Below are 24,573 nucleotides of genomic sequence, written 5' to 3'. Positions count from 1 at the left end.
CCGACAAGGAACATCACATGACCCACTCCTGGCGTATTTCTGCATTGGCCGAGCGGCACCGCGCCCTTGGCTCGAACCTCGAAGACTGGAACGGCATGGGCACCGCCTGGACCTACAACAGCGCGCTAGCCGACCACCACGAAGCGATCCGCACCCGCGCCGGCCTGATGGACGTATCGGGCCTGAAAAAAGTCCACTACGTAGGCCCGCACGCCGAAAGCCTGTTGCAGTGGGCCACCACCCGCGACATCGCCAAGCTCTATCCTGGCAAATCGGTGTATGCGTCGATGCTCGACGAGGACGGCAAATTCGTCGATGACTGCATCGTCTACCGCACCGGGCCCAATGCCTTCATGGTCGTGCATGGCGCCGGCACCGGGCATGAAATGCTCGTGCGCTCCGCTCAGGGCCGGCAAGTGGCGGTGCTGTTCGACGACGACCTGCACGACCTGTCGCTGCAAGGCCCGCTGGCGGTGGACTTTCTCGCCGAGCACGTGCCTGGCATCCGCCAGTTGCCGTACTTCCATCACCTGCAAACGCGCCTGTTCGAGCGCCCGGTGATGATCTCCCGCACTGGCTACACCGGCGAGCGCGGCTACGAGATTTTCTGCAAGGCCGCCGACGCACCGTTTCTGTGGGACAGCATCCTCGAACAGGGCGCGAGCCTGGGCATTATCCCCTGCGCCTTCACCGCCCTGGACTGGCTGCGGGTGGAAAGTTCGCTGATGTTTTTCCCCTACGACAACTCGCAGATGTACCCCTTCGCCGACCAGAAGGCCGGCGACACCCTGTGGGAAATGGGCCTGGACTTCACGGTTTCGCCCGGCAAGCAAGCGTTCCGCGGCGCCGAGGAACACCTGCGCCTGCGCGGCCAGGAGCGCTTCAAGATCACCGGCGTGCTGCTCGACGGCGTGCGCCCGGCCGAGGCTGGCGACACCTTGTGGCAAGGCAACCAGCAAGTCGGCGTGATCACCTGCGGCATGTATTCGCGCCTGAGCAAACGCTCGATGGCCCTCGCGCGCATGAGCGTTGCCTGTTCCGTCCCCGGCATCGCATTGCAGGTGCGCGGCAGCCTCGAAGGCGCCGCCGCCACCCACGCCTTGCCTTTCGACGACCCGGAAAAAACCAAGCGCACGGCCAAGGGCTGAGTCTTCCTTCATCTTATTCAGGAGCCTTCGATGGACGCCTCCAGCGAACATTACATTCTCAAGATCACCTGCCCGGCAGCGTCCGGGATCGTCGCCGCGATCAGCGCCTGCCTGGCCCGGCAGCAGTGCTACATCAGCGAGCTGGCGCAATTTGACGACGAGTTCACCGGGCAGTTTTTCATGCGCGCGGTGTTCCGTTTCAACACCGGCGTCAGCGGTGATGTCGGCGCCCTGCGCGAAGACCTGGGCGGACTCGCCGGCGGCTTCGACATGCAGTGGCAGTTGTTCAGCTCACGCCAGCCGACCCGCGTGCTGCTGATGGTCAGCAAGTTCGACCATTGCCTCACCGACCTGCTCTACCGCCACCGCAAAGGCGAGATGGACATGACCATCACCGCCGTGGTCTCCAACCACCTGGACCTGCGGGCAATGGCCGAGCGTGAAGGCATCCGCTTCATCTACCTGCCCATCACCAAGGACACTAAGGCCAGCCAGGAAGCCGAACTGATGCGCATCGTCGAAGACACCCAGACCGACCTGGTGGTGCTCGCGCGCTACATGCAGATCCTGTCCGACGGCCTGTGCCAGCAACTCTCGGGGCGCGCGATCAACATCCACCACTCGTTCCTGCCCGGTTTCAAGGGCGCCAAGCCGTATCACCAGGCCTATGACCGGGGGGTGAAGCTGATCGGCGCCACCGCCCACTACGTCACCAGCGACCTCGACGAGGGGCCAATCATCGAGCAGGAAATCCAGCGCGTCGACCATACCCACCTGCCCGATTCCCTGGTCGCCATCGGCCGCGACACCGAAACCGTAGCCCTTTCCAAAGCCCTGAAATACCACCTGGAACACCGGGTGTTCATCAACCACGACAAGACAGTGATCTTTCGCTGAAACCCTTCAGGAGACACGTTCATGACGCTACGTGTAGCAATCATCGGCGCCGGCCCATGCGGCCTGGCCCAACTTCGCGCCTTCCAGTCGGCCCGCGACAAGGGCGCCGCCATTCCCGAGCTGGTGTGCTTCGAGAAACAGCAGGACTGGGGCGGCATGTGGAACTACACCTGGCGCACCGGCCTGGACGAAAACGGCGAGCCGGTGCACGGCAGCATGTACCGCTACCTGTGGTCCAACGGCCCCAAGGAATGCCTGGAGTTCGCCGACTACACCTTTGAAGAGCATTTCGGCCGGCCCATCGCCTCCTATCCGCCCCGCGAGGTGCTGTGGGACTACATCAAGGGCCGGGTGGAAAAGGCCGGCGTGCGCGACTACATCCGCTTCAACAATGTGGTGCGCCAGGTCACCTTCGACGAACAGACCCAGCGCTTCACCCTGTACGCCCACGACTACACCCACGACACCTTGACCTGTGAAGAATTCGACTACGTGATCAACGCCTGCGGCCACTTCTCCACGCCCATGGTGCCGTACTTCGACGGCTTCGAGCAGTTCGCCGGGCGCATCCTGCATGCCCATGACTTTCGCGAGGCCCTGGAATTCAAGGACAAGGACCTGCTGATCGTCGGCAGCAGCTATTCGGCCGAGGACATCGGCTCGCAATGCTACAAATATGGCGCGCGCAGCATCACCAGCTGTTACCGCAGCGCGCCCATGGGCTATGCCTGGCCGGACAATTGGGAAGAAAAACCGCTGCTGCAGCGCCTGGAAAACAACCGCGCGTTCTTTGCCGATGGCAGCAGCAAGCACGTCGACGCGGTGATCCTGTGCACCGGCTACAAGCACCACTTCCCGTTCCTGCCGGATGAGCTGAGCCTCAGGACCGACAACCGCCTGTGGCCGATGAACCTCTACAAAGGCGTGTTCTGGGAACCCAACCCACGGTTGATCTACCTCGGCATGCAGGACCAGTGGTACTCGTTCAACATGTTCGATGCCCAGGCCTGGTATGCCCGCGATGTGATCCTGGGGCGTATCACGCTGCCCAGCCAGGCCGAGATGATCGCCGACAGCCAACAATGGCAGGCACGCGAACAAACCCTGGAAACCAACCAGCAGATGTTCGAGTTCCAGGGCGCCTACATCCAGCACCTGGTGGACGCCACCGACTACCCGAATTTCGACATCGCCGCCGTCAACCAGACCTTCCTGCACTGGAAGCACGACAAGGCCGAAAACATCATGGGTTATCGCGACAAGTCCTACCGCTCGCTGATGACCGGCACCCAGTCGCCGCCGCACCACACCCCGTGGCTGCAGGCCCTGGACGACTCGATGGCGGCGTACCTGGGTGAGCCTGCGACGCCCATCAAGTCAGTCGGCTGAGCGGGCGCCCATGATGAATGCTCCGCGTGTTTCCCACCCGCGAGAACCCGGGCTGTTTGCCCGGGCGCCGAACCTGGAGCGCTACCGCGTGGCCGCAGGCGGTGTGAGCCTGGTCGACCTGCAGCCCGGCGACGGCCTGCAGGTGATCGACGTCGAAGGCCGGCAACCCTGCGCATTGCTGGCCCTCGACGCTAACGGCCGCAGCGCCCTGGCGAGCTGGGGGCTGAGAGGCTCAAGCGCCTGCCGCGTGCCCCCGCGTGTCGGCCAGGCGCTCAAGCGGCGTGGCATCGACGCCCAGGCATTGCCCCTGGCCGCCGCGCTGTGGGACGACGACAGCCCGCCCGGCCACGCCCGGCAGTTCGTCGCCGATGAGCGCCTGCTGGTGATCGTCGCCGCCCCTGCCAGGCCCACCGCCGTCGACCGGCAATACCGGCCCAGCGAACTGCGCCTGCAGGTGACACGGGCCAACCCGTCGCCCCTGCTGGTGCCCGTCCTGCCCGAGCCATTGGGCGAGGTGCTGGACGAGTTCACCCTGCGCGCGGGCACCGCCCGCAGCTACACCGTCGCCAAGGGCCAGTACGTGCAGGTGCTGGACGTCGCCGGCCGCCAGTGCTCGGACTTCGTCGCCCTCGACCGCCGCGCCCTGGATCGCGGCATGGAGTTGGACCTGGACCAGACCGTGACGCGCACGCTGAACGGCAGCGCCTACCCCGCACCGGGGCTGTTCTCGAAGTTTTTCGACCGTCGGATGCAGCCGATGCTGGAGGTGGTGCAGGACACGGTCGGGCGTCACGACGCCTTCGCCCTGGCCTGCGCGGCGCGCTACTACGAATCCCATGGCTATTTCGGGCACGACAACTGCAGCGACAACCTCAGCCGCGTACTCGCGCCCTACGGCGTGCAGGCGCGCAATGGCTGGCCGGCGATCAATTTTTTCTTCAACACCGGCATTGATGCACACCAACAGATGACCCTGGATGAGCCGTGGTCGCGGCCCGGCGACTACGTGCTGCTGCGGGCCATGACCGAACTGGTGTGTGGCAGTACCTCGTGCCCGGATGACATCGACCCGGCCAATGGCTGGAACCCGACCGATATCCATGTCCGTATCTACCGCGAGAAGGAGCGTTTTTCCATCGCCATGAGCACTCGAACTACGGCCGATGCCGACCCGATACTGACCCGTGAGACCGCGTTCCACTCACGCACCAGCGCCCTCACCGGCAGCTTCACCGACTACCGCAACTGGTGGCTGCCGCTGCGCTACGACGGCTACGGCGCCACCGAGGAATACCTCGGCTGCCGCGAACGCGTGGCCGTGATGGACCTGACCGCCCTGCGCAAGTTCGAGATCATCGGCCCCGACGCCGAAGCCCTGCTGCAGTACTGCCTGACCCGCGACGTGCGGCGCCTGGCGGTGGGCCAAGTGGTCTATTCGGCGATGTGCCACGCGCACGGCGGCATGCTCGACGACGGCACCCTGCTGCGCCTGGGCCCGGACAACTTCCGCTGGATCTGCGGCGAAGACTACGCCGGCGTGTGGCTGCGCGAGCAGGCCGAAAAACTGGGCATGAAGGTGTGGGTCAAGTCCGCCAGCGAGCAGATTCACAACCTGGCGGTGCAAGGGCCGCTCAGCCGCGAGCTGCTCACGCAGATGGTCTGGACGCCGCCCACCCAACCGAGCGTGGAGAGCCTCGGCTGGTTCCGCTTCCTGGTCGGCCGGCTGGACGGCTTCGAGGGCTGCCCGTTGATGATTTCGCGCACCGGCTACACCGGTGAACTGGGCTTCGAGGTGTGGTGCCAGCCCGAAGACGCCGAACGGGTGTGGGACCGCATCTGGCAACTCGGCCAACCCTTGGGCCTGGTGCCCCTGGGCCTGGAAGCGCTGGACTTGCTGCGCATCGAAGCCGGGCTGATTTTTGCCGGCTACGAGTTCAGCGACCAGACCGACCCGTTCGAGGCCGGCATCGGGTTCAGCGTGCCACTCAAGAGCAAGACCGATGACTTTATCGGCCGCGACGCTCTGTTGCGGCGCAGCGCCCATCCCAGCCACAAGCTGGTCGGCCTGCACCTGCGCGGCAATGAGGCCGCGCATCACGGCGACCCGGTGTACCACGGCCGCGCCCAGGTCGGGGTCATCACCAGTGCCTGCCGCTCACCGTTGCTGGCCAGCAATATCGCGCTGTGCCGAGTGGACGTGAGCTGCGCCGAGCCCGGCACCCTGCTTGAGATTGGCAAAGTCGATGGCCTGCAGAAGCGCATCAGCGCCACGGTCAGCGCAGCGATTTTCTATGACCCGGACAAGAGCCGGGTGCGTAGCTGATCGTCCCAATAGCGATGTGTGCCACCCCACTTTGACTGCCCACTTTGATTGCCCTTCTTAACCGCTACTCAGACATGGGAATACGAAGATGGAAGCGACGACGTTCGAGGCTGTACCGCAGGCTGCCAGCTCAGTGGGCAGCCTGCACCGCAAGATCGATTGGCGCGGTGCATTCTGGGTCGCCAGTGGCGTACCCGCGCTGGTGCTGTTCTCCATCGGCGCGATTGCCGCCACGGTGGGCAAACCGGCCTGGATCGTGTGGATCGTGTCGATCCTGTTCGGGTTTATCCAGGCCTTTACCTATGCCGAGATCGCCGGGCTGTTCCCGCACAAGTCCGGCGGTGCCTCGGTGTACGGCGCGGTGGCCTGGGTGCGCTACAGCAAGTTGATCGCACCGGTGTCGGTGTGGTGCAACTGGCTGGCCTGGTCGCCGGTGCTGTCCATCGGCTCGGGGCTGGCGGCGGGGTATATCCTCACCGCGCTGTTTCCCGCCGATGCGCTGATCAACACCTGGCAACTGACCCTGCTCGACCTGGGCTGGGTCAAGAGCGGCCTGTCGTTGCGCATCAACGCGACATTCGCCATTGGCCTGTTGATTCTGCTCACGGTGTTTGCCGTGCAGCATGGCGGCATCCTGCGCTCGGCGCGCCTGACGCTGGTGCTCGGCGTCACCTCGCTGATCCCGCTGTTGCTGGTGGGCGTGGTGCCGTTGTTCACCGGGGATGCGACCCAGGCCAACTTCCTGCCGCTGTTCCCGCTGGCGCATGACGCGGCCGGGCAAGTCATCGATGGCCCGTGGGATATGTCCGGCTGGTCGCTGATGGCCGGCGGGCTGTTCATGGCCGCGTGGTCCACCTACGGGTTCGAAACGGCGGTGTGCTACACCCGCGAGTTCAAGGACCCCAAGCGTGACACCTTCAAGGCGATCTTCTACGCCGGCCTGCTGTGCATCCTGGTGTTCACCCTGGTGCCGCTGGCGTTTCAAGGCAGCCTGGGGCTCGGCCAACTGGTGACCCCGGCGGTGCTCGACGCCAGCGGCGCGGTGGTGACACCGGCGGTGTACAGCGGCCTGCTGTCGCCGGCGATCTACAGCGGCATGGGCGTTGGCCAGGCGATGGCCGACAGCATCGGCGGCGGCAAGGTGGTCGCCAATATCGTACTGATCATGCTGGTGTTGGCCACGTTGCTGGCGATCATGACCTCGATGTCCGGCTCGTCGCGCACCCTGTATCAGGCATCGGTGGACGGCTGGCTGCCCAAGTACCTGGGGCGCACCAACGAACACGGCGCGCCCACGGCGGCGATGTGGACCGACCTGTCGTTCAACCTGCTGTTGTTGCTGATGTCGGACTACGTGTTCGTGCTGGCGGCCTCCAACGTCAGCTACATCATCTTCAACTTCCTCAACCTCAACGCCGGCTGGATTCACCGTCTGGACCGCCCCGACTGGGTGCGCCCGTACAAAGCCCCCACCGTGCTGCTGGCGGCCGGCGGCGTGCTGAGCTTCGTCAACCTGGCGTGCATGGGCCTGGGCGCGGATATCTGGGGCGCGGGCACGCTGGTCACCGGCTTGCTGCTGGCGCTGCTGATCCTGCCGGTGTTCTGCTACCGCCACTATGTGCAGGACAAAGGCCGCTTCCCCGCGGCCATGCTCAGCGACCTGTATATCCAGGCTGATGACGGTCAACGCCGCGCCGGCTGGCTGCCCTATGCCACGCTGATCGCCGGTGTGATGGTGGTGTATGCCTGCCATCAACTGGTAGCCTGAATGCCCTGGGCGGCTTATCGCTGAGGGATTTATCCCTCAGCTCCCCTATTTTTCCAGACATCGGTGACGCTTTTGACCAGCACACTCTCCCCCCTTGCCCGCGATATCGACGGCAAGGCCATTTCTGCCCAGGTTCTCGACGAGGTTCGCGACGAGGTCCTGCTGCTTGCCACGCAAAAAATCTTCCCGGCCCTGGCCGTCGTGCTGGTGGGCGACGACCCGGCCAGCGAAGTGTATGTGCGCAACAAACTGCTGCGGGCCAAGGAAGTCGGGATTCGCTCCCTTGAATACCGGCTGCCGGATGACGCCAGCCAGGCGCAAGTGCTCGACCTGCTTGCGCAGCTGAACGCCGACGCTTCGGTCAACGGCGTGCTGGTGCAGTTGCCGTTGCCGGCGAATATCGACGAGGCAGCCGTGATCCATGCGATTGACCCGGTCAAGGACGTGGACGGTTTCCACCGTGAGAACGTCGGCGGCCTGGTGCAAGGCATCGAGGTCCTCACGCCCTGCACGCCCAGCGGCTGCATGCGTCTGCTGCATGAAACCTGCGGCGACTTGACTGGCTTGCACGCGGTGGTGATTGGTCGCTCGAACATCGTCGGCAAACCGATGGCGACCCTGCTGTTGCAGGCCAACTGCTCGGTCAGCGTGGTGCACTCGCGCAGCGTCGATGCACCGGCGTTGTGCCGCTTGGCCGATATCGTCGTCGCCGCCGTCGGTCGGCCGCAGTTGATCGATGCCAGCTGGCTCAAGCCGGGCGCGGTGGTGATCGACGTGGGGATCAACCGCATCAGCACCGAGACCGGTACGCGGTTGGTGGGCGATGTCGACTATGCCAGCGCACGCACCGTGGCCAGCGCGATTACGCCGGTGCCGGGCGGTGTCGGGCCGATGACGATTGCCTACCTGCTGAAGAACACCCTGGTGGCCAGCCAGTTGCAGCGCAGCAAGGCAACTGTGGGAGGGGGCTTGCCCCCGATGGCAGTGGGTCAGCTACAAACAAGCTGACTGTTCCGGCGCCATCGGGAGCAAGTCGAATCGTCGCACCGCCCCTCCCACATTTTGAGCTGCGTTTACTCAGGGAGAGGATCAGTGGTTGTAGGCCCGCTCGTTATGCTCGGCCAGGTCCAACCCCATCCACCGTGGCGCAGCAAGGCAACTGTGGGAGGGGGCTTGCCCCCGATGGCGGTGGGTCAGCTACAAACAAGCTGACTGATCCGGCGCCATCGGGAGCAAGCCCCCTCCCACATTTTGAGCTGCGTTTACTCAGGGGGAAGATCAGTGGTTGTAGGCCCGCTCGTTATGCTTGGCGAGGTCCAGCCCCATCCACCGTGGCGCAGCAAGGCAACTGTGGGAGGGGGCTTGCCCCCGATGGCGGTGGGTCAGCTACAAACAAGCTGACTGTTCCGGCGCCATCGGGAGCAAGTCGAATCGTCGCACCGCCCCTCCCACATTTTGAGCTACGTTTACTCAGGGGGAAGATCAGTGGTTGTAGGCCCGCTCGTTATGCTTGGCGAGGTCCAGCCCCATCCACCGTGGCGCAGCAAGGCAACTGTGGGAGGGGGCTTGCCCCCGATTGCAGTGGGTCAGCTACAAACAAGCTGACTGTTCCGGCGCCATCGGGAGCAAGCCCCCTCCCACATTTTGAGCTGCGTTTACTCAGGGAGAGGATCAGTGGTTGTAGGCCCGCCCGTTATGCTCGGCCAGGTCCAACCCCATCCACCGTGGCGCAGCAAGGCAACTGTGGGAGGGGGCTTGCTCCCGATGGCGGTGGGTCAGCTACTAACAAGCTGACTGATCCGGCGCCATCGGGAGCAAGTCGAATCGTCGCACCGCCCCTCCCACATTTTGAGCTGCGTTTACTCAGGGGGAGAATCAGTGGTTGTAGGCCCGCTCGTTGTGCTCGGCGAGGTCCAGGCCCATCTCTTCCACCGACTCATGGGCACGCAGGCCGACCAGCGCATTGACCACTTTGAGGATGATCCAGCTGACCACGAAGCAGTACACGGTGGTCAGCGCCACCCCTTTGAGCTGTGCCACTACCTGGGCGCCCATGGTCACGCCTTCCACCAGTCCACCCATGGACGGTACGCAGAACACACCGGTGAGTACGGCGCCGATCATGCCGCCGATGCCGTGCAGGCCGAATACGTCGAGGCTGTCGTCGTAGCCGAAGCGCCGCTTCAATACGGTCACGCTCAGGTAGCAGAACACCCCGCACAGCAAGCCGATGGCCAACGCGCCGCCGACGCCCACATAGGCGCACGCCGGGGTGATCCCCACCAGGCCAGCCAATGCACCGCTGGCCAGGCCCAGGGCGCTAGGCTTGCCGACCTTGAACCACTCGGTGAACATCCAGCCGAGAATCCCCGCACAGGCGCCCAGTTGGGTGTTGAGCATGACAATCCCCGAGGTGCCGTTGAGGCCGCCGCCGGAGCCGATGTTGAAGCCGAACCAGCCGACCCAGAGCATCGCCGCACCGGCCATGGTCAGGCTCAGGTTATGCGCGGGCATCGGCGTGTTCTGGTAGCCCTTGCGCTTGCCGAGGATCAGGCATGCGGCAAGCGCGGCCACACCGGCGTTGATGTGGACGGCGGTGCCGCCGGCAAAGTCGAGCACGCCCCAGTTATGCATCAAGGCCCCCGAACCGCCCCAGACCATATGCGCCACCGGGGCATACACCAGGGTGAACCAGATGGCCATGAACAGCAGCGCCGCCGAGAACTTCATGCGTTCGGCGAAGGCGCCGGCGATCAGCGCCGGGGTGATGATCGCGAAGGTCATCTGGAAGGTCACGAATACGCCTTCCGGAATATCCCCCACCAGGCTGGCGGGGGTCATGCCCGCCAGGAACGCGCGGCCCAGGCCGCCGACAAAACTGTTGAAGGTCACCTGCCCTTCGACCATGCCCGTGGTATCGACCACCATGCTGTAGCCGTAGATCACCCACAGCACGCCCACCAGGCCGGCGACGCCGAAGCACTGGGTGAACAGCGAGAGCATGTTTTTCGCACGGACCAGGCCGCCGTAGAACAGCGCGAGCCCCGGCAGACACATGAACAGCACCAGCACGGCGGCGGTGATCATCCAGGCGGTGCTGCCGGTGTTCAAGGTCGGAGCATCGGCGGCCTGGGCCAAGGGTGCGAAGGCACTGGCCGCCAATAAGCCGAAGAGGGATTTGCCGAGAAGACGATTGATCATGTTCAAAGCTCCTGCAAAAGATAGGGGAGATGCATGTAGGAGCGAGCTTGCTCGCGAAAACCGTCCAGACAACGCGGTCATCCAGGATGCCCGCGTTATCGTTAACGACCTTCGCGAGCAAGCTCGCTCCTACAGGGGTGGAACGCCGTAGCAGCCGGCAAGCCGGCTCGTAACTCAGTAACCGGAACCCGGCACCCAGTTGGTCCCTGCCAACGGCACCCGTGCCATGGCGGCCGACTCCACCGTCAGCGCAACCAGGTCCTCGGGGTCGAGGTTGTGCAGGTGCGACTTGCCGCACGCACGGGCCATGGTCTGGGCTTCGAGCACCATCACCCGCAGGTAGTTGGCCAAGCGCCGCCCGCCTTCCACCGGGTCGAGGCGTTTCGATAGCTCCGGGTCCTGGGTGGTGATGCCGGCCGGGTCGCGGCCGTTCTGCCAGTCGTCGTAGAAGCCGGCGGCCGAGCCGATCTTTTTCAGTTCCGCGTCCAGCCGTGGGTGGTTGTCGCCCAGGGCAATCAGCGCGGCCGTGCCAATGGCCACCGCATCCGCGCCCATCGCCATGGCCTTGGCCACATCGGCGCCGTTACGAATCCCGCCCGACACAATCAACTGGACCTTGCGGTGCATGCCCATCTCTTGCAAAGCCTGTACCGCTTGGGGGATGGCCGACAGAATCGGGATGCCGACATGCTCGATAAACACTTCCTGGGTGGCGGCTGTGCCGCCTTGCATGCCGTCGAGCACGATCACATCGGCACCGGCCTTGACCGCCAGCTTCACGTCGTAATACGGCCGGCTGGCGCCGATTTTCACGTAGATCGGTTTTTCCCAATCGGTGATCTCGCGCAACTCGGCAATCTTGATCGCCAGGTCGTCCGGGCCGGTCCAGTCCGGGTGGCGGCAGGCGCTGCGCTGGTCCACGCCGATCGGCAAGGTGCGCATGCCGGCCACGCGCTCGGTGACTTTCATGCCTAGCAACATGCCGCCACCGCCGGGCTTGGCGCCCTGGCCGAGGACGATCTCGATGGCATCGGCCTTGCGCAGGTCATCGGGGTTCATGCCGTAGCGCGACGGCAGGTACTGGTACACCAGGTGCCGCGACTGACCGCGCTCTTCCGGAGTCATGCCGCCGTCACCGGTGGTGGTGCTGGTGCCGGCGATGCTCGCGCCACGGCCCAGGGCTTCCTTGGCGTTGGCCGACAACGCACCGAAACTCATGCCGGCGATGGTCACCGGGATCTTCAGGTGGATCGGTTTCTTGGCGAAGCGGTTGCCGAGGATCACGTCGGTGCCGCACTTCTCGCGATAGCCTTCCAGCGGGTAACGCGACACGCTGGCGCCGAGCAGCAGCAAGTCATCGAAGTGCGGCAGCTTGCGCTTGGTACCGCCGCCGCGAATGTCGTAGATACCGGTTTCGGCGGCGCGCTGGATTTCCTGGATGGTCAGGCGATCGAAGGTGGCCGACTCGCGCAGTACCGGAGGGGTTTGTTCACTCATGTTGTAGCTCCTGAATCAGTAGGCGGAGGCGTTATCGACTTTGAAGTTGTACAGCTGGCGGGCCGAGCCGTAGCGCTTGAAATCCGCAGCGCGGTGGGCGAAACCGGCGCGATCGAGCAGCTCTTGCAGCTCGTGCAGGTGCTCGCTGCGCATCTCTTTTTCGACGCAATCGGAGCCCAGCGACTCCACCGTGCCCTTCACGTAGATGTGGGTTTCGTACAGCGAGTCGCCCAGCGCATCGCCGGCATCGCCGCAGACGACCAAACGCCCGGCCTGGCCCATGAAGCAGCTCATGTGGCCGATGCTGCCACCGACCACGATGTCGATGCCTTTCATGGAGATGCCGCAACGCGCGCCCGCGTCGCCTTCGATCACCAGCAAGCCGCCATGGGCCGTGGCCCCGGCCGCCTGGGACGCGCTGCCTTTGACGCGCACCGAACCGGACATCATGTTCTCGGCGCAGCCCACGCCGACGTTGCCGTGTACGGTGATCGACGCCTGTTGGTTCATGCCCGCGCAGTAGTAGCCGGCGTGGCCCTCGATATCGATGGACACCGCCTGATTCACCCCGACCGCCAGGTTGTGCTTGCCGTTGGAGTGGGTGACGCGCCATTCGTTGTCGATGGCCTGCGCGTGCAGCGCCTGGTTGAGGTCACGCACGGTGGCGGTGGAAAGATCGATGGTTTTCATGTGTGCGCTCCTTAAGCTGACTGGCGTTCCCAGATGTACAAAGTGGCCGGTGCGGGCTCCCAGATGCGGGCGTTCTCGATGCCTGGCAGGCTCGACAGCGCCTGGTACTCGGAGGCCATGGCGACGTAGTCGTCGGTCTCGGCGAGGATCGCCGGCTTGCACGCGATCGGGTCGCGGATCACCGCAAAACCGTTGCGCGTGCCGATGGCGAAGGTGAAGAAGCCGTCGAGGTCTTCCAGGGCGTGGTCCAGCGCCTCTTTGAGCGAGTCGCCCTGTTGCAGGCGCCAGGTCAGGTAGCCGGCGGCGACTTCGGTGTCGTTGTCGGTTTCAAAATGGATGCCTTCGCGCTTGAGTTCCTGGCGCAGGCGGAAGTGGTTCGACAGCGAACCGTTGTGGACCAGGCACAGGTCGGCACCGGTGGAAAACGGGTGGCTGCCTTCCATGGTCACCGCGCTTTCAGTGGCCATGCGGGTGTGGCCGATGATGTGGCTGCCTTGCATGCTCGCCAGGCCGAAGCGCTGGGAAATTTCCTGGGGCAGGCCCATGCCCTTGAGGATCTCGATGCTCTGCCCGGCGCTCATGATGCGCACGCTCGGCGCCAGTTCGGCCAGGGCCAGGCGCACCGGGGCTTCGTCGGCGTGGATCTTCAACACGGCGGCGCTGGCGTTCTGAAACCAGTCCAGCGAACAGCCCAGGCGCCCTTCCAGTTCGCCCATCAGGGCTTTCCAGTCGAAGCCCTCGGTAGTCGCTTGCAGGGTCAGCTTGACCCAGCCGTCGGCGACTTCATCACCGTAGATGGCAAAACCCGCACTGTCCGGGCCACGGTCGGTCATGGCCTGCAACATCGGTTCAAACAACTGGCCGAGCTGGGGTTCCAGTCGGGGGTTTTTCAGGTACAGACCTACGATTCCACACATATCAAGTCTCCGTCACACGGTGTCAGAAAAATTCGGTATAGCGCTGGACTTCCCAGTCGCTCACATGGCGGCTGTATTCCACCCACTCCATGCGCTTGAGCTTGATGAACTCACCCACGATCTGCGGGCCCAGCACCTCGGCGAACAGCGGGTCGGCTTCCAGCGCGTCGCAGGCTTCCTTGAGGGATTGGGGCAAGGTCTTGATGCCGCGCTCGGCGATCTGCTCCAGGCTCAGGCTGTAGAGGTTTTCGTTGCAGACGTGGTCGATTTCCAACTCGCGATCGATACCGTCCAGGCCCGCCGCGATGATCGCGGCGCTGACCAGGTAAGGGTTGCAGCCGGCATCCGGCAGGCGGAACTCCAGGCGGCCGTAAGGCACGCGCACCATGGCCGAACGGTTGTTGGCGCCAAACGCGATAAAGGCCGGGGCCCAGGTGGCGCCGGACAGCGAGTTGCCCACCACCAGGCGCTTGTAGGAGTTGACGGTGGGCGCGGCGAACGCACACAGCGCCGGGCCATGGGCGAGCAGGCCGGCGGCGAAGTGATAGGCCAGTTTCGACAGGCCCATGCCGCTCGGGTCGCTGGCGTCATGGAACAGGTTCTTGTTCTCGGCGCTGCTGATCGACAGGTGAAAGTGCATGCCGTTGCCGGCGCGTTTCGGGTCGGGCTTGGGCATGAACGAACAGATCATGCCCAGGTCGTTGGCGATCTCGCCGGCGGCCATGCGGAAGAAGGTGAAGCGGTCGGCCGAGGTCAGGGCGTCGCTGTAGGTGTAGTTGATTTCGAACTGGCCGTTGGCGTCTTCGTGGTCGATCTGATAGACCTCGAAATCCACCGCCTGCAAGGCTTCGGTCAGGCGCTCCAGGAACACCCGCGAGCGCGACAGGCCCTTGTAGTCGTAGCAGGGCTTGTCGAGGTTGTCGCTGGGGTCGACCAGTTGCAGCTTGCCCTGCTCGTCGCGGCGCATCAGGTTGAATTCGGGTTCCAGGCCGGTGTTCAGCGTCCAGCCCTTGTCTTGCAGGCGCTGCACCTGCTGCTGCAGCACGTAGCGGCTATCAAAGGGATGGGGCTTGCCGTCGACATGCCCGACGCACACCACGCGCCCGTAACCCGGCTGCCAGGGCACCGGGGTCAGCGTGGACAGGTCGCCCCGCGCCATGAAGTCCGGGCCGTGGGGTTCCATGCCCATGCCGCTGATGGCAAACCCGGCAAACCCGGCGCCCTCTTCGGCCACCGTCTTGAGCCCGCAAATCGGCACCGACTTGGTCTTGGCCGCACCGTGTATATCCACAAACTGCGCAAGCACGTACTTGATGCCGTACTTGTCGATGATGCGCTGGGTTTCTGCTGGCAACATTGCGTGTCACTCCTCGCGAAAGGCAAAACCGTGTGGGTGGGCCTAGACTGTCTTTTTATTCTTAAAAAGAAAGTTAGTTTCCCCACAGGAATGCAATACCCTTGCCAGATTCGCGAGCGGCCGATTGAAGTGCCGGTGAAAGCGCTTTTGTGCTGTATATATGGAAAAATTCTTTTCCCCGTGGGAATACGTGCCGGGGCACGGCCGCCAAGCGCCGCCACTTGCACTTTCCTAGTGCGAAACTAATATTACTGAACGGAAAGCGTGCAGGATCTGATGACTATGTCCACCGAAACCGCCCCCCGCCTCAAGCTGGAGCAATACCTGGGTTTGCAGATCAAACGCCAACGCCAGGCCCAGGACCTGAAGCTGTCCGACGTGGCGAAGATTGCCGATATCAGCCAGGGCATGTTGAGCAAGATCGAAAACGCCCAGGTGTCCACCAGCCTCGACACCCTGAGTCGCCTGTGCGACGTGCTCGGGCTGCCGTTGTCGAAATTGTTCGCCGAATACGATCAACAAGATGGCAGTGCCTTGCTGGTCAAAGCCGACCAAGGCATGGAAGTGGTGCGCCGGGGTACGGAAAAGGGGCATACCTACCATCTGCTCAACCATACGCGGGGGCCGAAGAAGAGCTTTGAGGCGTACATGGTCAGCATGGATGACGCCAGCGAGGAGTTCCCGACCTTTGCCCACCCGGGTACCGAGTTTCTGCACTTGCTGGAAGGGGAGCTGATTTATCGGCATGGGAATCAGCTGTATCGGATGGAAGCCGGCGACAGCCTGACGTTCGAGGGCGAAATTCCCCATGGGCCGGAAGAGTTGGTGCGGGTGCCGATTCGCCTGCTGTCGATCATGAATTACGGCAACGACAAGGAATAATCCGGACTCGCGATACACCTGAAGCACAGAGATCCAACTGTGGGAGGGGGCTTGCTCCCGATGAGGGAGTGTCAGTGAATGCATCTTTCATTGACCCCCCTCATCGGGGGCAAGCCCCCTCCCACATTTTTGACCGCGTTCGACGCCGTCCTCCCCGGTAAAAATTCCCCTCAGTTAAAAAACTTTCCCAAAACCCCTAGACGGCCCGCGTCCATTCCCCTATAAAGCCGCTTCAGGAATATTTTATTCCTCACAAGAAAATGCGCTCACGGAATGAGCCTGCTGTCCTCTGACATTTTTTCGCTATGCGATGAGCTGCCGCCATCATCCCGAGGACGTGTCATGCAACACGAAAAAAACCATTTCATCATCAAGGTCACTTGTCCCGCGGTGTCCGGCATTGTCGCTGCCGTCACCACGTATCTGGCGGACAACGCGTGCTACATCGGGGAGATGGCGCAGTTCGATGATGACTTCAGCGGTCGCTTCTTCATGCGTGCCGTGTTCCGTTTCAACGATGGGCACGCAGGCGATCTGGAACAGATCCGCGCCGGTTTCGCCGACGTCGCCCAGGCCTTCGACATGCAGTGGGAGCTCTACGACACCCGCGAGCCGATGCGCGTGCTGCTGATGGTGAGCAAGTTCGACCACTGCCTCACCGACCTGCTCTACCGCTACCACAAGGGCGAGATGGACATGACCATCACCGCCATCGTCTCCAACCACCTCGACCTGCGGCCCATGGCCGAGCGCGAGGGCATTCGCTTTATCTACCTGCCGGTGTCCAAGGACAACAAAGCCGCGCAGGAAGCCGAGCTGATGAAGATCGTCGACGACACCCGCACCGAACTGGTGGTGCTGGCGCGCTATATGCAGATTCTCTCCGACGACCTGTGCCGGCAACTGTCGGGGCGCGCGATCAATATTCACCATTCGTTCCTGCCCGGTTTCAAAGGCGCCAAGCCCTATCACCAGGCCTATCAACGCGGCGTGAAGTTGATTGGCGCCACCGCGCACTATGTCACCAGCGACCTGGATGAGGGCCCGATCATCGAGCAGCAAGTACAGCGCGTGGACCATGTGTACAAGCCGGACGACCTGGTTGCTATCGGGCGTGACACCGAGACCGTGGCCCTGTCCAAGGCGGTCAAGTACCACCTGGGGCACCGGGTGTTTCTCAACCAGGACAGAACGGTGGTGTTCCGGTGAGCGAGCCTAAACTGATCGATGGCAAAGCCGCCGCTGCGCGGGTGCTGCTGCAGGTCCGCGAGGACGTAGCGCGTCTGCATGCGCAAGCTATTCAACCGGCCCTGGCGGTGATCCTGGTGGGCAACGACCCGGCCAGTCAGGTCTATGTGCGCAACAAGGTCCTGCGCGCCACCGAGGTTGGCATCCACTCCCTGGAGCACCGGCTGCCCGACGATACCAGCACCGAACAGCTGTTGATCCTGATCGGCCAATTGAACGCCGACCCGGCAATTCACGGCATCCTCCTGCAATTGCCGCTGCCGGTGCAGATGGACGAACTGCGCGCCCTGGAAGCCATCGCACCGGACAAGGACGTGGACGGTTTCCACAGCCAGAACGTCGGCGGCCTCAGCCAGGGCCGCGCCGTGCTCACCCCCTGCACGCCCAGCGGTTGCCTGTATCTGCTGGAGCAAACCTGTGGCGACCTGCGCGGTAAACACGCGGTGGTGGTCGGTCGGTCGAACATCGTCGGCAAGCCCATGGCGGCCCTGCTGCTCAAGGCCGATTGCTCGGTGACGGTGTTGCATTCGCGCAGCCACAACGCCCAGGCCCTGTGCAGCCAGGCCGACATCGTGATCGCCGCCGTAGGCCGCCCACGCTTGATCGATGCCAGTTGGCTCAAGCCTGGCGCGGTGGTGATCGACGTCGGTATCAACCGCATTGACGACGACGGCCGCAGCCGCCTGGTGGGCGATGTCGACTTCGCTGCCGCCCTGCCCCACGTCGCCGCCATCACCCCGGTCCCCGGCGGTGTCGGCCCGATGACCATTGCCTTCCTGATGAAAAACACCGTGACCGCCGCCCTTGCGCAACATCACGCCCTACGCAGCCAATCGGAGGCCGTATGCCATTCAATCTATTGAAATACGGGCTGAGTTCGGAGTACCCGGTGGAGGTGGATCTGCCACCGCCCAAAGAGCTCAAGTCGAGTTACGACGTGGTGATCATCGGCGCTGGCGGCCACGGCCTGGCGACCGCCTACTACCTGGCCAAGTACCACGGCATCAGCAACATTGCCGTGCTGGAAAAGTCCTACCTGGGCGGTGGCAATACCGCGCGCAACACGGCGGTGATCCGCTCCAACTACCTGACCAGCGAAGGGGTGCGCTTCTATGCCGAGTCGGTAAAGATGTTCCAGGCGCTGTCCAATGAATTCGATTTCAACATCATGTACTCCGAGCGCGGCCAACTGACCCTGGCCCACACCGACGCCACGGTGCGTTCGTTCCGCCAGCGCGCCGAGGTCAACAAGCACTTCGGCGGGCGCACCGAGATGATCGACCGCCAGCAGATCCGCGAACTGGTGCCCAGCCTCAACCTCGACCCCGGCCACCTGCCGGTGCTCGCCGGGCTCTGGCACATCGACGGCGCCACCGCGCGCCATGATGCAGTGGCCTGGGGCTATGCCAAGCAGGCGGCCAAACGCGGCGTGGAAATCCATCAGCTCACCGAAGTGCAAGACCTGATCATCGAGAACGGCGCCATCACCGCCGTGAAAACCAATCGCGGCACCATCCGGTGCGGCTGCGCGGTGCAGGCGATTGCCGGGCACAGTTCGCTGCTGATGGCCAAGGCCGGTATCCGCTCGCCGATCCAGACCTTCCCGCTGCAGGCCATGGTCACCCAGCCGTTCAAGCCATTCCTCGACCCGCTGGTGAGTTCCTCGGCCCTGCACTGCTACGTGCAGCAAACCAGTCGCGGCGAAGTGGTGTTCGGCGGCGGTTCCGATCCCTACCCGCTGTTCAACACGCGCTCGACCCTGGACCTCAAGGAAAGCCTGCTGGCCCATGCCATCGAGATGTTCCCGTTCCTGGCCAACGCCAAGTTGATGCGCCAGTGGGCCGGGATCACCGACATGACCCCGGACTACAGCCCAATCATGGGCCTGTCACCGGTGAAAAATTACTACCTCGACGCCGGTTGGGGCACCTGGGGCTTCAAGGCCACGCCGATCTGCGGCAAGACCATGGCCGAGCTGGTCGCCAGCGGCGGCAAGGTGCCGGAGCTGATCAAACCCTTCGGCCTCGAACGTTTCTCGACCTTCCAGCAAGTCAACGAAATGGGCGCCACGGCGGCCAGCCATTAATGGAGAGCGGACTATGAAAATCATGATGTGCCCGCTCAACGGGCCGCGCAATATCAGCGAGTTCACCTACGGCGGCGAGTTCAAGCCCATGCCTGATCCGGTCAACTGCAGCGACGCCGAATGGGCCGACTACGTGTTCAACACCGACAACCTCGCCGGTGTGGTGCGTGAATGGTGGATGCACACGCCGTCCAGCTATTGGTTCCTCGCCGAGCGCCACACCGTCACCGATGAAATCCAGCGCACCTTCGACCCCAGGGAAGTGTTCAACACGCGTGTCGACTTCAACACCGCCAAGGAGATCGCCGGATGAACCGCCTCCCCGCCCCCATGGGCTTGCTGATCCAGCGTGATCAGCCACTCGATTTCAGTTTCGACGGCCAACCCTACCAGGGCTTGCAGGGCGACAGCATCGCCAGCGCCCTGCTCGCCAACGGGCGCTTCCTGATGTCGCGTTCGTTCAAATACCACCGTCCACGCGGACCGCTGAGCATGGCCGGCCAGGACGCCAACAGCCTGGTGCAATTGCCCCAGGAGCCCAACGTGCTGGCCGATGCCCACGCGCTGTCGGCCGGCCTGGCGGTGAGCGCGCAGAACGTCAATGGCACGCTTGACAACGACCGCGATGCCTACCTGGGCAAGTTCTCCAAATTCATGCCGGTGGGGTTCTATTACCGTTCGTTCTACAAGCCCAAGGGCATGTGGAAAGTGTGGGAGCCGATCATCCGTAAAAAGGCCGGCCTGGGCGTGCTCGACCTGAACTTCCAGCCCGAGTACTACGACAAGGCCTACCTGTTCACCGACCTGGCCGTCATCGGCGCCGGCCCCGCCGGTTTGCAGGCGGCGCTGACCGCCGCCGATGCCGGGGCCAAGGTGCTGCTGATCGAGCAGCAGCCGATTCTCGGCGGTTCGCTGACTTATGCGCGCTTCGATATCGCCGGCACCCGCGCCGACAGCCTGCGCCGCGAATTGCTCGGCGCGGTGCAGCAACACGCGAATATCCAGGTGCTCACCGAGGCCACCTGCAACGCCTGGTTCACCGACAACTACCTGCCGGTGATCCAGGGCAAGCGCATGTACAAGGTGCGCGCGCAGCAGTGCCTGGTGTGCAGCGGCTCGTTCGACCAGCCGGTGATCTTTCGCAACAACGACCTGCCGGGGGTGATGCTGACCAGTGCCGCGCAACGCCTGATGAGGCTCTACGCCGTCAAGCCCGGCAAACGCGCGGTGGTGCTGACCGGCAACGATGACGGCTACCTCGCCGCCCTCGACCTGCATGACCAGGGCGTGGACGTCGCCGCCGTGATCGACCTGCGCCACGCCCCCGCCGACCAGGCCTTGGCCGGCGCGCTGGCGCAGCGCAAGATCCGTTGCCTGCCCAACAGCACGGTGTTCGAGGCCTTGCATGAAAAAGGCCTGCGCCATGTGAAGGGTGTCGATGTGCGCCAGATCACCGCTCAGGGTCAGGTCAGCGACACTGGGCAGGTAATCGACTGCGACCTGCTGTGCATGTCGGCCGGCTATATGCCGGTGTACCAACTGCTGTGCCAGGCCGGCGGCAAGCTGGCCTATGAGGACTCGCGTGCGGAGTTCAGCCTCAGCGGCCTGCCGCAGAACCTGAACGTGGCCGGTTCGGTCCACGGTCGGCACCAACTGGACAATGTGCTGGTAGACGCGACCAACGCCGCCAACACCATCGCCCTCGCCCTCGGCTTGATCACGGCCAGCGCGCCCGTGCCGCTGCGCAGCGAAGCCCAGGTCAACTTCAACTGGCCGATCTTCGCGCACCCCAAGGGCAAGGATTTCGTCGACTTCGACGAAGACCTGCAAGTGGCGGATATCGTCAACGCCACCCGCATCGGCTACCGCGATGTGCAGTTGGTCAAACGCTACTCCACCGTGGGCATGGGCCCGTCCCAGGGCCGCCACTCGGCGCTGCCGACCGCACGCCTGGTGGCCTGGGCGACCCAGCGCAACATCAGCGAAACCGGCGTCACCACCGCACGGCCGCCGTTTGTCGCGGAGAAACTCGCCCATGTGGCCGGGCGCGCCTTCGACCCTTACCGGCAAACGCCGATGCATGCGCGGCACTTGCAGGCCGGGGCGAAGATGATGCCCGCCGGCATCTGGCAACGCCCGGCCTATTACGGCAAGGCCGAGGACCGCGACGCCTGCATGCAGGCCGAAGCCCTGCATGTGCGCAACAAGGTCGGGCTGATCGATGTGTCGACCCTCGGCGGCCTGGACGTGCGCGGCCCGGATGCCGCCGAACTGCTCAACCGGATGTACACCTTCGCGTTTCTCAAGCAGCCGGTGGGCCGTTCGCGTTATGCGCTGATGACCAATGAACACGGGGTGGTGATCGACGACGGTGTGTGCGCGCGGCTGGCCGACACGCACTTCTATGTCACCGCCACCACCAGCGGCGTCGACCGCATCTACCAGCAGATGCTCAAGTGGAACGCACAATGGCGCCTGGACGTGGATGTGACCAACGTCACCGCCGCGATCTGTGCGGTGAACGTGGCCGGGCCGGATTCGCGCAAGGTGCTGGAACAGCTGTGCAGCGACCTCGACCTAAGCGCGGAGGGTTTCCCTTACCTCGGTGTACGCCAGGGTACGGTGGCCGGGATCAAGGCGCGGCTGCTGCGGGTCGGCTTCGTCGGCGAACTGGGTTATGAAATCCACGTGCCTGCACGCCACGGCCTGGCGTTGTGGGATGCCTTGATGGCCGCCGGCAAAGCCTTTGATATTCGCCCCTTCGGCGTCGAAACCCAGCGCCTGCTGCGCCTGGAAAAAGGCCATGTGATCATCAGCCAGGACACCGACGGCATGACCCATCCGGCGGAGATTGACATGGGCTGGGCCGTGAGCCGTAACAAACCGTTCTTCGTCGGCCGCCGTTCGGTGGACATCCTCGAAGCCCAACCGCTGAAACGCAAACTGGTGGGCTTCAGCTTGCCCAAGGGCAGCGTGCAACCGCTGGAAGGCCACTTGGTGCTCAACGGCCCGGACATCAGCGGCAACGTCACCTCGTGTGAATACTCCGCCAGCCTGGGCCGGATCATCGGCCTGGCCTATGCCGGAATCGACCAGAGCACGCCGGGGCAATGCATTCCGATTCGCGTCGAGGGCGGCATCGTCGTCCAGGCCGAAGTGGTGCAGCTACCGTTCTTCGACCCCACCAACCAACACCAGGAGGGTTAAGCCATGACCAGTCTGAAAGCCCACGAATTGATCACCCGGCCCTGCCATCTGGTCGACCAGACCGACCTGCCCCGGGTCGGCTTTCGCGGCGCACACAGCGCCGAGTACCTCACGGCGCGCGGCTTCAGCCTGCCCGACGCACCCAACCGAGCCAGCGCGCAAACGGACGGCGGTTGGGTGGCGCGCCTGTCGCAGAACGAATACCTGTTGCTGGGCAGCCCGAAGGATCAGGGCCAGCGCATCGCCGATGAAGAGGCGCGCTGGGAACTGGACCACCGTGCCCTCTACCTGCTGCCGCGCCAGGACAGTCACGCCTGCGTGTTGCTCAGCGGCGACGCGATTGCCCAGGTGATGGCCAAGCTGTGCGGCGTCGACCTCAGTTTTCCGGCCTTCAAGCCGGGGGCGGTGGCGCAGACGGCGGCAGCGCGGATCAATGTGATCGTCATCCATTCGGGAAGCGTGGACGCGCCAGCGTTCCATATCCTCTGGGATCGCGCCTCGAAGGACTACTTCGAAGGTGCGTTAATGGATGCGTTGGAGGAGTTTGGCGGGAACGGCCTACACAGCAGATGAAGCATGCGTGCCCCCGTGGCCTAGGAACCAATGGGCATCTCATGTCGATATCGGTCAAACATGTGGGAGCGGGCTTGCTCGCGAATGCGGAGTGTCAGTCACTGTATTTAGCGACTGATTCACCGCATTCGCGAGCAAGCCCGCTCCCACATTTGAATCGCGGCGCATCAGACAGATCGCCGTCTTCAGTCGGTATAGCCTGCGTGCGCTGACGCGCCACCAGGCAGCAACCGATGAGGACCACGCCCGACAGCCCCACACGCACCCCAATTTTTTCACAAGACTAATCCGTAGTTCTGGCGCTCATCTGATCTGCTAGTGTGCCGCATGGCCAATAGCCATTTATCGCCTTTGCCTCAGTATTTATTGGTGACAAGACCAAGCACTGACGTTCATCGGGCGCTTGAAAAAGCAGTTGCATGCTTTGTATTACGGTATACCATCATACCTACAAACTTATAAAAACCGTTCCACCGCCGAGGACCGTCCCATGATCGATGCCGCTATCTACAAACAAGTGATGGGTTCGTTTCCGTCCGGGGTCACCGTGATCACCACGCTCGATGACGACGGGCAAATCGTCGGGCTGACCGCCAGTGCTTTCAGTTCATTGTCGATGGACCCGGCGCTGGTGCTGTTCTGCCCCAACTACAGCTCCGACTCGTACCCGGTGTTGATCAAGAACAAACGCTTTGCCATCCATGTGCTCTCCGGCGGGCAGCAAACCGAAGCCTATGCCTTTGCGCGCAAGGGCAAGGACAAGGCCCAAGGCATCGAATGGACGCTCAGCGAGCTGGGCAACCCGATCCTGGCGAATGCCACGGCGGTGATCGAATGCGAGTTGTGGCGCGAGTATGAAGGCGGTGACCACGCGATCATGGTCGGCTCGGTGAAGAACCTCATCGTGCCCCAGCAGAACGCCGGGCCACTGGTGTATTGCCACGGCAAGATGGGCGCCCTGCCCATGCCGGCCTAAGCCACACACAAAACTTTGTGGGAGGGGGCTTGCTCCCGATGGCGGAGGAACAGCCAGCTTATCTGTAGCTGACCCACCGCTATCGGGGGCAAGCCCCCTCCCACAGTTTGATTGCGGGGTGTCAGCCCCGTCCCAGTGGCGTGAGCGACCACGCGATCATGGTCGGCTCGGTGAAGAACCTCATGCACGCTGAGGATGATCAGCACAGCCACCAAAATCACCGGTAGGCTGGCAATCACCGCAAAGGCCAGGATCAGTTTTTGTTTTATGTTCATCGAACTCACCGTCCTTGCGAGGTGAGGGTGTAACCGTTGGAGAGAAAAGTTTTGTGGATATTCCATATTATGGTATACCAACAATCAATCCGCCGAACAGTCGTTATCCAAGGCAAGCGTTACAACGGCGAGAGCACTT

At 63.4% G+C, this 24,573-nt stretch carries 20 protein-coding genes; 14 read left to right on the top strand and 6 right to left on the bottom strand.

Annotated elements, in window-relative coordinates:
• Nucleotides 1-17 precede the first annotated feature (17 nt).
• From ACP7CJ_RS19570 to ACP7CJ_RS19545, 6 genes are all read left to right on the top strand, one after another.
• Nucleotides 18-1,148 carry an aminomethyltransferase family protein gene (locus tag ACP7CJ_RS19570; protein ID WP_276197481.1) on the top strand — a complete coding sequence of 377 codons (1,131 nt, stop codon included), beginning with the start codon at nucleotides 18-20 and terminating at the stop codon, nucleotides 1,146-1,148.
• 30 nt (nucleotides 1,149-1,178) lie between these two features.
• A complete protein-coding gene (gene purU / locus ACP7CJ_RS19565) occupies nucleotides 1,179-2,045 on the top strand; it encodes a formyltetrahydrofolate deformylase (RefSeq protein WP_276197480.1) in 867 nt (288 codons plus the stop codon).
• Between the two features lie 21 nt (nucleotides 2,046-2,066).
• Nucleotides 2,067-3,434, top strand: coding sequence for an NAD(P)-binding domain-containing protein (locus tag ACP7CJ_RS19560; protein ID WP_276197479.1), 1,368 nt, complete (start codon nucleotides 2,067-2,069; stop codon nucleotides 3,432-3,434).
• A gap of 13 nt (nucleotides 3,435-3,447) precedes the next feature.
• Complete coding sequence (locus ACP7CJ_RS19555; RefSeq protein ID WP_426101165.1) at nucleotides 3,448-5,757, top strand: DUF1989 domain-containing protein; 2,310 nt, start codon at nucleotides 3,448-3,450, stop codon at nucleotides 5,755-5,757.
• An 88-nt stretch (nucleotides 5,758-5,845) separates the two neighbouring features.
• The gene (locus ACP7CJ_RS19550) at nucleotides 5,846-7,525 is read left to right on the top strand and encodes an APC family permease (RefSeq protein WP_426101163.1); all 1,680 of its coding nucleotides are present in this window, start codon (nucleotides 5,846-5,848) and stop codon (nucleotides 7,523-7,525) included.
• 63 nt (nucleotides 7,526-7,588) lie between these two features.
• Complete coding sequence (locus ACP7CJ_RS19545) at nucleotides 7,589-8,533, top strand: bifunctional 5,10-methylenetetrahydrofolate dehydrogenase/5,10-methenyltetrahydrofolate cyclohydrolase (protein ID WP_426101161.1); 945 nt, start codon at nucleotides 7,589-7,591, stop codon at nucleotides 8,531-8,533.
• Between the two features lie 867 nt (nucleotides 8,534-9,400).
• Here ACP7CJ_RS19545 and ACP7CJ_RS19540 read toward each other — a convergent pair.
• The 5 genes from ACP7CJ_RS19540 to glnT form a co-directional block, all read right to left on the bottom strand.
• A complete protein-coding gene (locus ACP7CJ_RS19540; protein ID WP_426101159.1) occupies nucleotides 9,401-10,726 on the bottom strand; it encodes an ammonium transporter in 1,326 nt (441 codons plus the stop codon).
• A 174-nt stretch (nucleotides 10,727-10,900) separates the two neighbouring features.
• Nucleotides 10,901-12,223: an FMN-binding glutamate synthase family protein gene (locus tag ACP7CJ_RS19535; RefSeq protein ID WP_276197475.1), complete on the bottom strand. Its 1,323-nt coding sequence runs from the start codon at nucleotides 12,221-12,223 to the stop codon at nucleotides 10,901-10,903.
• A gap of 15 nt (nucleotides 12,224-12,238) precedes the next feature.
• Nucleotides 12,239-12,913 (bottom strand): protein glxC, encoded by a 675-nt coding sequence (locus ACP7CJ_RS19530; protein ID WP_276197474.1) that lies wholly within the window; start codon nucleotides 12,911-12,913, stop codon nucleotides 12,239-12,241.
• Nucleotides 12,914-12,924: 11 nt separating this feature from the next.
• Nucleotides 12,925-13,830, bottom strand: coding sequence for a class II glutamine amidotransferase (locus ACP7CJ_RS19525; protein WP_426101157.1), 906 nt, complete (start codon nucleotides 13,828-13,830; stop codon nucleotides 12,925-12,927).
• A 22-nt stretch (nucleotides 13,831-13,852) separates the two neighbouring features.
• Entirely contained in the window at nucleotides 13,853-15,187 is a 1,335-nt protein-coding gene (glnT, locus tag ACP7CJ_RS19520; RefSeq protein WP_253394881.1) for a type III glutamate--ammonia ligase, read from the bottom strand.
• Between the two features lie 282 nt (nucleotides 15,188-15,469).
• Between glnT and ACP7CJ_RS19515 the strand changes: the two genes are divergently transcribed.
• The 8 genes from ACP7CJ_RS19515 (at nucleotide 15,470) to ACP7CJ_RS19480 (ending at nucleotide 24,159) form a co-directional block, all read left to right on the top strand.
• Nucleotides 15,470-16,069: a helix-turn-helix domain-containing protein gene (locus ACP7CJ_RS19515; RefSeq protein ID WP_046383917.1), complete on the top strand. Its 600-nt coding sequence runs from the start codon at nucleotides 15,470-15,472 to the stop codon at nucleotides 16,067-16,069.
• 342 nt (nucleotides 16,070-16,411) lie between these two features.
• The gene (purU, locus tag ACP7CJ_RS19510) at nucleotides 16,412-17,278 is read left to right on the top strand and encodes a formyltetrahydrofolate deformylase (RefSeq protein WP_426101155.1); all 867 of its coding nucleotides are present in this window, start codon (nucleotides 16,412-16,414) and stop codon (nucleotides 17,276-17,278) included.
• The gene (gene folD / locus ACP7CJ_RS19505) at nucleotides 17,275-18,180 is read left to right on the top strand and encodes a bifunctional methylenetetrahydrofolate dehydrogenase/methenyltetrahydrofolate cyclohydrolase FolD (protein WP_426101153.1); all 906 of its coding nucleotides are present in this window, start codon (nucleotides 17,275-17,277) and stop codon (nucleotides 18,178-18,180) included. The genes purU (ACP7CJ_RS19510) and folD overlap by 4 nt, the downstream gene beginning before the upstream one ends.
• The gene (locus ACP7CJ_RS19500; RefSeq protein ID WP_046383920.1) at nucleotides 18,162-19,403 is read left to right on the top strand and encodes an FAD-dependent oxidoreductase; all 1,242 of its coding nucleotides are present in this window, start codon (nucleotides 18,162-18,164) and stop codon (nucleotides 19,401-19,403) included. Before folD ends, ACP7CJ_RS19500 begins: the two co-directional genes overlap by 19 nt.
• 13 nt (nucleotides 19,404-19,416) lie before the next feature.
• Nucleotides 19,417-19,716 carry a sarcosine oxidase subunit delta gene (locus ACP7CJ_RS19495; RefSeq protein ID WP_426101151.1) on the top strand — a complete coding sequence of 100 codons (300 nt, stop codon included), beginning with the start codon at nucleotides 19,417-19,419 and terminating at the stop codon, nucleotides 19,714-19,716.
• On the top strand, nucleotides 19,713-22,610 hold the full coding sequence (locus ACP7CJ_RS19490) for a 2Fe-2S iron-sulfur cluster-binding protein (RefSeq protein ID WP_426101149.1): 2,898 nt from the start codon (nucleotides 19,713-19,715) through the stop codon (nucleotides 22,608-22,610). Before ACP7CJ_RS19495 ends, ACP7CJ_RS19490 begins: the two co-directional genes overlap by 4 nt.
• Before the next feature lie 3 nt (nucleotides 22,611-22,613).
• Nucleotides 22,614-23,183: a sarcosine oxidase subunit gamma gene (locus ACP7CJ_RS19485; protein ID WP_426101147.1), complete on the top strand. Its 570-nt coding sequence runs from the start codon at nucleotides 22,614-22,616 to the stop codon at nucleotides 23,181-23,183.
• 490 nt (nucleotides 23,184-23,673) lie between these two features.
• Nucleotides 23,674-24,159, top strand: a complete 486-nt coding sequence (locus tag ACP7CJ_RS19480) for a flavin reductase family protein (protein ID WP_010566648.1) — start codon at nucleotides 23,674-23,676, stop codon at nucleotides 24,157-24,159.
• Here the strand turns inward: ACP7CJ_RS19480 and ACP7CJ_RS19475 are convergent.
• A complete protein-coding gene (locus tag ACP7CJ_RS19475) occupies nucleotides 24,156-24,434 on the bottom strand; it encodes a hypothetical protein (protein ID WP_276197466.1) in 279 nt (92 codons plus the stop codon). The two genes, ACP7CJ_RS19480 and ACP7CJ_RS19475, sit on opposite strands and share 4 nt — an antisense overlap.
• Nucleotides 24,435-24,573 lie beyond the last annotated feature (139 nt).

It is taken from the genome of Pseudomonas sp. PSPC3-2 (assembly GCF_049897085.1).
Lineage (GTDB): Bacteria > Pseudomonadota > Gammaproteobacteria > Pseudomonadales > Pseudomonadaceae > Aquipseudomonas > Aquipseudomonas paraveronii.
This window is presented reverse-complemented; position numbering and strand designations above follow the sequence as displayed.